Source organism: Aeromonas sp. HMWF015, from assembly GCF_963878965.1.
GTDB classification, from domain to species: domain Bacteria; phylum Pseudomonadota; class Gammaproteobacteria; order Enterobacterales; family Aeromonadaceae; genus Aeromonas; species Aeromonas veronii.
In genome coordinates this window covers 1-8422 of the sequence record NZ_CAWNZT010000144.1, presented here as the reverse complement: position 1 = coordinate 8422, position 8422 = coordinate 1, and the positions used below count along the sequence as shown (strand labels likewise).

9 protein-coding genes and 2 tRNA genes are annotated in these 8422 nt (G+C 59.4%); 7 read left to right on the top strand and 4 right to left on the bottom strand.

Going from position 1 to position 8422, the window contains the following annotated elements; all coding sequences use genetic code 11:
- On the top strand, positions 1-1365 hold a 1365-nt coding region (locus tag AACS18_RS07500; RefSeq protein WP_108612143.1), incomplete at its 5' end, for a putative bifunctional diguanylate cyclase/phosphodiesterase.
- 63 nt (positions 1366-1428) lie between these two features.
- On the opposite strand, the gene rraB is transcribed toward AACS18_RS07500, so the two are convergent.
- Positions 1429-1764, bottom strand: a complete 336-nt coding sequence (gene rraB / locus AACS18_RS07495; RefSeq protein WP_026034893.1) for a ribonuclease E inhibitor RraB — start codon at positions 1762-1764, stop codon at positions 1429-1431.
- 265 nt (positions 1765-2029) lie between these two features.
- On the opposite strand from rraB, the gene AACS18_RS07490 reads away from it, so the two are divergent.
- The 5 genes from AACS18_RS07490 to AACS18_RS07470 all read left to right on the top strand — a co-directional run bounded on the left by AACS18_RS07490 (position 2030) and on the right by AACS18_RS07470 (position 4962).
- A tRNA-Phe gene (locus AACS18_RS07490) sits at positions 2030-2105 on the top strand.
- Positions 2106-2109: 4 nt separating this feature from the next.
- Positions 2110-2185 (top strand) — tRNA-Asn (locus AACS18_RS07485).
- Positions 2186-2268: 83 nt separating this feature from the next.
- Positions 2269-2481: a hypothetical protein gene (locus tag AACS18_RS07480; RefSeq protein WP_339373245.1), complete on the top strand. Its 213-nt coding sequence runs from the start codon at positions 2269-2271 to the stop codon at positions 2479-2481.
- Between the two features lie 130 nt (positions 2482-2611).
- Complete coding sequence (locus AACS18_RS07475; protein WP_108612142.1) at positions 2612-3886, top strand: alpha/beta fold hydrolase; 1275 nt, start codon at positions 2612-2614, stop codon at positions 3884-3886.
- Between the two features lie 350 nt (positions 3887-4236).
- On the top strand, positions 4237-4962 hold the full coding sequence (locus AACS18_RS07470) for a carbonic anhydrase (protein WP_108612141.1): 726 nt from the start codon (positions 4237-4239) through the stop codon (positions 4960-4962).
- 87 nt (positions 4963-5049) lie between these two features.
- Here AACS18_RS07470 and AACS18_RS07465 read toward each other — a convergent pair whose 3' ends face one another.
- Positions 5050-5958, bottom strand: coding sequence for a pseudouridine-5'-phosphate glycosidase (locus AACS18_RS07465; protein ID WP_108612140.1), 909 nt, complete (start codon positions 5956-5958; stop codon positions 5050-5052).
- Entirely contained in the window at positions 5952-7043 is a 1092-nt protein-coding gene (locus tag AACS18_RS07460; protein WP_108612139.1) for a PfkB family carbohydrate kinase, read from the bottom strand. Before AACS18_RS07460 ends, AACS18_RS07465 begins: the two co-directional genes overlap by 7 nt.
- Before the next feature lie 204 nt (positions 7044-7247).
- On the opposite strand from AACS18_RS07460, the gene AACS18_RS07455 reads away from it, so the two are divergent.
- Positions 7248-7700, top strand: coding sequence for an RNA methyltransferase (locus AACS18_RS07455; protein WP_108612138.1), 453 nt, complete (start codon positions 7248-7250; stop codon positions 7698-7700).
- Between the two features lie 110 nt (positions 7701-7810).
- On the opposite strand, the gene AACS18_RS07450 is transcribed toward AACS18_RS07455, so the two are convergent.
- Positions 7811-8422: hypothetical protein (locus AACS18_RS07450; RefSeq protein ID WP_108612137.1), on the bottom strand; the 612-nt coding region annotated here is incomplete at its 5' end.

Genomic DNA, 8422 nt, shown 5'->3' with positions numbered 1-8422 from the left:
GGGCGACACATGGAGATCACCCGGGTCGATGTCCCCGATGGTGATGGTCACTCTCTCGGGATCCTGACGCTGGGGCGTGACATCACCGGCCTGCGCACCACTCAGGCGCAGTTGCAGCAGGAGCAGCACTACGACAGTCTGACCGGACTGCTCAAACTCTCCCGGTTCTTGCAGACCAGCCGCCATCTTGGGGGGCGCAGTGCCACGCTGGTACTCGTCGACTTGCACCATTTTCGTGAAATCAACGATCGCTTCGGGATCCGGATTGCCGACCGCTTGCTGAGCCAGGTAGCCAAGCGGTTGCAGCAGCTGGTGCCGCCGCGTTCCCTGCTCTGTCGGGTCGCTGCCGATGACTTCAGCCTGCTGTTGCCCGACTTCAACGAGCCATTGCAGGGGTGGAGCCAGCATCTGCAGCAGCAGTTGATGGAGCACTATCAGGTGGAAGATCATCGCATCCAGATACCGGTGTTTCTGGGGCTGGCCCAGGGGCGGGCAAGCGATGCCGAGCGGTTGCTCAGCCATGCCGAGGCTGCGCTGGCGCAGGGCAAACGGCAGCAGCAGTACTGCACCCTGTTTGATCCCGAGCTGCATGCCCGGCTCAAGCGGCGTCAGTTGATCGCCGCCCAGTTGCCGCTCGCTATCAAGTCCGCCCAGCTGGTTGCCGTCTATCAGCCCATCATCTGTACCCGCACCCACCGGCTGCATGGCGCTGAGCTGCTCTGTCGCTGGCCCCATCCCGAGCTTGGGATGATCTCCCCCGACGAATTCATTCCGTTGGCGGAAGAGATGGGGATCATCGGTCAGCTTGGCCAGTTGATGCTGGAGCAGGGGTGTGCTCAGCTGGCGCAGTGGCAAACTGCGCAGCCGGATATGGTGCTATCCATTAACCTCTCGCCGCTGCAGTTCCGTGATCCGGCGCTTTGTGAGCGGGTCTCTGCCTGCATCGCTCGCCATGGTCTCAAGGCCAGTCAACTGGAGCTGGAGATCACCGAAGGGGTACTGATGGAGAACGCCGACGAGATTGAGACCAACCTCGACAACCTGATTGCCGCCGGTTTTCAGTTGGCCATCGACGACTTTGGTACCGGTTACTGTTCGCTGGCCTATCTGCCGCGTTTGCAGGTGGCGACCCTCAAGCTGGATCGCAGCTTCACTCAGGGGCTGGCCAGCAATAGCGCGACCACCGCTATCGTGCGTTCGGTCATCGGGTTGGGCCATGAGCTGGGGATCCGGATCACGGCCGAAGGGGTAGAGACACCCGAGCAGCAGCTGTGGTTGACCGAGGCGGGGTGTGATCGGCTTCAGGGCTATCTGTTCAGTCGCCCACTGCCGCCGGCGGAGTTTGCTGCCAGCTATCTGGTGTGAGAGATCGTCAGAAACAACAAGGCCACCTTGCGGTGGCCTTGTTGTTTTACGATGGAGGCAGGATCAATCCTGGAAGTAGGTGCCCCAGCCATCGTAATCCACCCCATATTTTTCCAGGATGGGCAGCATCTTGGCGATATCGGCGACGATCGCTTCGACATTCAGCTTGCACTCGATGGTGGCATCGAAGCAGAAGATAGTGGCGCCGTCATCCAGCTCCATCTCTTCGGCATCGGTCACTTCAAAACCGGCCTTGAACAGGTCAACCGCTGCTTTTTCCAGACGGTCGAAATCCTGGCAGGCGAAGTGGTGCTCGATGTCGTAATCCGCATCGGGATTGCTGCCATCGGCCAGCAGTTCGTTGACGATCTCGGTGGTCTCATCACGCCACTCTTGCATATTCAGACTCATGTTGCCTCCAGGCGGTATCATTGCGGCAAAGCATACTCGCAGAGTGGATTCGGCTCAATGCGGCGGACCCACTGAACCTCGAATTTCCATCATATTGGCACAGCCTGCAGGGCGTGCAGAGGCCAGCAAGTATGGCAAACAGGACTGAAATGGATAATAAATGGTCGCTTCGTTCGGTTGTTGAGCGAACGCGCTTTTTATCGTGCCATCATGGTTGACACTCTGCGCTGGAAAGGGTTTAATGCGCGCCGTTGCCCAGATAGCTCAGTCGGTAGAGCAGGGGATTGAAAATCCCCGTGTCGGCGGTTCGATTCCGTCTCTGGGCACCATAATTCCTCCTTAGTTCAGTCGGTAGAACGGCGGACTGTTAATCCGTATGTCACTGGTTCAAGTCCAGTAGGAGGAGCCAAATTCGAAAAGCCCGCTCAATCGAGCGGGCTTTTTCATTTCTAGTTGCTGTTGCATGCTGCCAAAAAGAGCGTCGCGCCACAGGTGGCACTGAACAGCAGCATTCCGGTCTGCAACATGCTGCCAGGGCATGGCTTCTTCTCTCTTTTTCTGGCCCTGATCCACTTCGGTTTCATCACATTCCCTTATCCATTTTGTCGGCCTGAATGGCTGCACTCCTGTGCAGGCGAGCCATCTTTGTTGAATGGCGCCATGGCGTCAATCTCCCCTGCAAAACAATTAATTCAGCACTGTTGAAGAGCGGCTTGTCGGGTGATGTTTCGAGCTTTAAGCTATTGTTAACATTTTGGAAAACCGGAGTGACCCTGTGGCCGGGCGGGGATATGATGGGGTCAATGATGTTCCCATCCTGACGGAGAGATCCCAGATGAACAGCCCCTTGAGCTATGTACTGGACGGCATTCATTGCGAGCCGCACTTTTATACCGTTCCCCTCGATCATGATGAGCCGGATGGCGACAGCATTACTCTGTTTGCCCGTACCCTCTGCCGTAAAGACAAGCTCGATGAGAAGTTGCCCTGGCTGCTTTTTCTGCAAGGGGGGCCGGGATTCGGGGCTCCGCGCCCGACGGCCAACAGTGGTTGGCTCAAACGGGCGTTGCAGGAGTTCAAAGTGCTGCTGCTGGATCAGCGTGGCACCGGGATGTCGAGCCCCATCCATGGGCAGATTCTGGCCAAAATGACACCGACCGAGCAGGCGGAGTATCTCGGCCATTTTCGCGCCGACAGCATAGTGCAAGATGCCGAGTTCATCCGGCAGGAGCTCAGCCCCAAGCATCGCTGGAGCCTGCTGGGTCAGAGCTTTGGCGGCTTTTGCTGCCTGACCTATCTCTCGCTCTTCCCCGATAGCCTGCGGGAGGTCTATATCACCGGCGGCATCGCGCCGATTGGCCGCAGCGCCGAGGAGGTTTACCGCGCCACCTATCAGCGGGTGGCTGACAAGAACCGAGCCTTCTTCGCCCGCTTCCCCCACGCTCAGGGGATTGCCAACCGGTTGGCCAACCATCTGCACCAGCACGATGTGCGGCTGCCCAACGGTCAGCGCCTGACGGTGGAGCAGTTCCAGCAGCAGGGGCTGGATCTCGGTGCTACGGGTGCTTTCGAGGAGCTTTATTACCTGCTGGAAGAGGCCTTTATCGGTGACAAGCTGAGCCCGGCCTTTCTCTATCAGGTGCAGAGCATGCAGCCATTCAATACCAACCCGCTGTTTGCCATTCTGCACGAGGCTATCTACGCCGAAGGGGAGGCGACTCGCTGGGCGGCAGATCGGGTCAGAGGGGAGTTTCCTGCGGTGAACTGGGCGCCAGGCAAGGATTTCGCCTTCACCGGCGAGATGGTTTACCCCTGGATGTTCGAGCAGTACCGCGAGTTGCTGCCCCTGAAAGAGGCGGCCCATCTGCTGGCCAACAAGGCGGACTGGGGGGCGCTCTATGACCCGGCACAACTGGCCCGCAACCAGGTGCCGGTAGCCTGCGCCGTCTATGCCGAGGATATGTATGTGGAGTTTGACTACAGTCGCGAAACTCTGCGTGGCCTGGGGAGCAGTCGCGCCTGGATCACCAATGAGTATGAGCACAACGGTTTGCGTGCCGATGGTGAGGCGATTCTTGATCGTCTGATCGCGTTGAATCGCGACCGTTAATTGCCGTTATCGGCAACCATCGCGGGGGCTCGGATTCCCGCGATGGTTGTTATGGATGGTTGTTATGAAAGCGTAACTCCCTGAACCTTGTCCCGCACCTGCCAGAGGATGAGTGGATAGCTGGCTGATTAATTTCTCCCTCTTTCACTGTATCTGCCGATCCCTCACCATATCCTTGCCAAACGACTCTGTATTGAGCAGCGGTCAAACCGATTGACCAACCCGTGCTCGTTACCATTAGAAAGTCGCTCCGATGCTCTGTATTCCGCGTATCAGATATGCCATCTCTGCATGCCCCGCTATCCGGGGGAGGGGATGGTCGTGCTTTTCAATCAAGATAAGGATGTATGATGAGAAAGTCTCTGTTGGTCTGCTCCCTGTTGCTGTGCCCTGTCGTGTTTGCTGCCACCCCCCATTGGGAATATAGCGGTGAGGCGGGGCCTGCCCACTGGGCCAAGCTGACCCCGGAGTTTGGCCAGTGTGCGGGTAGCAATCAGTCGCCGGTTGACCTGAGCGGATTGGTCGAGGCCAAACTGGCCCCGCTGGTACTTCACTATCAGGCGGGTGGCAACACAGTGGTCAACAACGGTCATACCGTGCAGGTCGGTTATGCCCCGGGCAGCACCTTGCAACTCGATGGCACCACCTTTGAGCTCAAGCAGTTCCACTTCCACGCCCCGAGTGAAAACCTCATCGAGGGCAAATCCTATCCGCTGGAAGGGCATCTGGTGCACGTCAGTGACAAGGGAGAGATCGCCGTGGTGGCGGTGATGTTCGAGGCTGGCAAGGCCAATCCGGTGCTGGCGGCTGCCTGGGGTGAACTACCTGCCAAGGTGGGGGAGACCCAGGCCCTCAAGGCGCCGCTCTCTGCTGAGCAACTGCTGCCCGAGAATCGTGACTACTACCGCTTCAGCGGTTCCCTTACTACGCCTCCCTGCTCGGAAGGAGTGCGCTGGCTGGTGATGAAGCAGCCGGTTGAGGTCAGTCAGGCCCAGATCGACGCCTTCAAGACGGTGATGCACCACCCCAACAACCGGCCGGTGCAGCCACTCAATGGGCGCGTGGTACTGCAATAACACAGCGTTGCAATAGCGCTGCAGATAGCAAAAATAACAAAGAGGGCCGCGAGGCCCTCTTTTACATGGCGAGGTATCGGTGTGCAATTAAAGCGCGGCGGCGATGCGGGCGCCAAGTGCCGCGTTGTTCAGTACCAGCTGGATGTTGGCCGCCAGCGAGTTGCCGCCAGTCAGCTCGCAGACGCGTGCCAGCAGGAAGGGGGTTGACGCCTTGCCCTTGATCCCCTGCTCGTCCGCTTCATGGAGCGCCCGGGCAATGGCTGCGTCGATGTCGGCTTTAGGCATGGCGTGTGCGGTAGGGATGGGATTGGCCACCACGGCGCCGCCCGCTAGTCCCAGCTCCCACTTGAGGCGTAGCGCCTCGGCGATGGCTGCCGGGGTATCGAGGCGATAATCGACCTTGAAGCCGCTCTCGCGGGTGTAGAAGGCGGGCAGCTCCTCGGTTTGATAGCCGATCACCGGCACCCCCTGGGTCTCCAGATACTCCAGCGTCAGCCCGATATCGAGGATCGACTTGGCTCCGGCGCAGACTACGGCCACTGGCGTTTGCGCCAGCTCCTGCAGATCGGCGGAGATATCGAAGGTCTCTTGCGCGCCGCGATGTACCCCGCCAATGCCACCGGTGGCAAAGACCCGGATCCCCGCCATAGCGGCGATGATCATGGTCGAGGCGACCGTGGTGGCCCCCATCCCCTTGCGCGCCAGTACGAACGGAATGTCGCGGCGGCTGCACTTGGTCACGCTGTGGCCAGCCCGGCCCAGCGCTTCCAGAGCTCCCGCATCCAGACCCACCTTCAGGCGGCCGTCGAGGATGGCGATGGTGGCCGGAATGGCGCCGTTATCGCGCACCACCTGTTCAACCTGACGGGCCGTCTCCACGTTCTGCGGATAGGGCATGCCGTGGGAGATGATGGTGGATTCGAGGGCGACCACCGGTTTGCCGGCGGCCAGCGCGGCAGCCACTTCCGGTTGGATATCGAGGTAAGCGTTCAGCATGAGTACTCCTCCAGTATGCGGTCAACGGCGGTCTTGCTCAGACCGGAAAAAACGGTATCGGAACAATTGACGGTGAGTGCGGCGCAGCCCAAGGCAAAGCGGGTGGTTTGGGCAATGTCGAGCTGTTGCAGCCAGGCGTGGGCGAGGCCAGCCATAAAGGCATCCCCGCCGCCGGTGACATTGAGTACCGGACTGCCCAGCACCGGCAGGTGGCCCTGCTGCTCGCCATCGCTGTAGAAGATCCCCTGTTCACCCAGACTGAGGAACAGTCGCTTGACCCCGGCGCGGTGGAACCAGGCGGCCACCATGGGCCAGGTTTCGGGCCCGGCGATGGTCATGCCGCACAGCTGCTCGGCTTCGCTGCGATTGGGTTTGAGGGTGTGGATCTTGCCAAGCCAGGGGCGGATCTTCTCCACCTTGGCCACCGAAACGGTATCGACAAAGATGGCGTGATCCCCCTGCCGTTCGAACAGCCAGTCGAGGGTATGGATGGCCAGATTGGTGTCGAGCACCCAGAGCCGGGCGCCGCCGAGAAAGCCTGCGAGGGGTGTCAGGCGGGCAGGAGTGAGCTGCTCTATGATGGCCATGTCATTGATGGCGCAGCTCATTTCGCCGCTGCCATCATGCAGGCTGAGATAGCAGGAGGTCGTGTGGCCATCGAGCACCAGAGTCTGGCGTACATCGACGCCAGCCCGCTGGCTCACTTCCAATAGATGGTGACCATACTGGTCGTTGCCGAGTGCAGTCAGCAGTCGGGTATCGCTGCCGAGCCGCGCCAGATTCTCGGCGATATTGCGGCCGACACCACCGGCCGAAGTGCGCACCTTGCCCGGGTTGGAGTCGCCGAGCAGCAGGTTGTCGTGGCTGGTGCCGCAAATATCCATATTGGCACCGCCGATCACCACTACGTAGGGACCCTCTCGCAACACATAGCCTCTGCCTTGCACATACCCCTGCCGGATCAGGCTTGAGATGTGGCTGGCCAGCGCGGAGCGGCTGATGCCGAGGCGATCGGCTAGCTCCTGCTGGGCAATCATGGGGTCCTGACGCAGCAGGGCGAGGATCTCTTGTTCACGCTCAGTCATAGACAAACATCCATTTACAAACGTTTGTCCATTATTGCTGGGAAACGTTTGCTGGCTATCAGCTTGTACAAAATTTGTAGGCTTGCGCACAAAAAATCGACATTCAAAGCTGGGTTGGCAAGCGGTTTATCTGGGGAGGGGACTTTTAACGGGTCGGTGGCCCTGCAACGGCTTATAATGGCCGCCGCAAGATGAGGAGAGATGATGGAAAAGAGTGCATTCTGCTGCGTGGGGTTGGTCAATCCCAAGTCTCCGGAAAATGTCGGCTCCGTGATGCGGGCTGCGGGTTGTTACGGGGTGGACGAGGTCTACTACACCGGTAACCGTTTCGAGCTGGCGCGCCGCTTTGCCACTGATACCAAGCAGATGGTGGAGAAGATCCCGCTGCTCGGGGTGGATGATCTGATGGCGTTTATCCCGCAGGGATGCGTGCCCGTGGTGGTCGATTTGATCGACGGCGCTACGCCGCTCCCCGACTATATCCATCCGGAACGCGCTTTTTATATCTTCGGGCCGGAGGATGGTACGCTCGATCCCGCCCTCTATGGCGCGGTGAAAGATGTGGTCTATGTGCCGACTCAGGGCTGCATGAATCTGGCCGCCTCGGTCAATGTGATCCTCTATGACCGCTTGGCGAAGGGGTTCCGGCAACCCTGAGTTGTGGCGTGGCCACGGGTCAATGGAAACGGTGTTGCTCATAGACTGGTTGCTGGCGGTGGTTGCTGTTGACGGGGCTGCGGCATCCTTCTCTTTCCCCTATGGTGGGATCAGTGTTCGCCGACCTTGACCGCCTGCTCCTCGAGAAAGTCGCGGTAGTAGTCATAGAGGTGATAATGGCGATATATCTCGGCCAGCGTGCCGCGACGGATCAGATTCACCATCTCCTGATCCCACAGCAGCAGTAGCCGCTCGCCCTGCTCGGTATCGGCAAAAATGGGGTAAGTCGGGATCCAGCGCAAAATGGTGCGGTACATATTGGCCGGGGTCTCATCGGCAGAATGGAGCACGCCAGCGGTCAGGTAATAGCGATAGCGCCCCTTGCCAATCAGCTGCAGGGCCATCTCATGGTTGTCGAGCTCATGCCATCGCATGGTGACCGGAAGATATTTATCCAGCACCCATCCTCGCCGCCAGAGTACGGTCTCTCCCTCCAGGCTGCGCTCTCCCCGCCATTGTGGCTGCCACTGCTTGAGCATGAAGACGGTCACATCATCGGCGGAGGCTGGCTGGCGGGGTTGTTTGACTCCCTTTAGCTCGTCCCGATAGACACTCATCGCCATATCCCCCTCTTGCCTGGCTACCATGGCAACGGCGCGTTTGTAAGGCACGATATGGGGCACGATCTGATAGCCGTGGGGTTGGTAGATGGTTCGCACCAG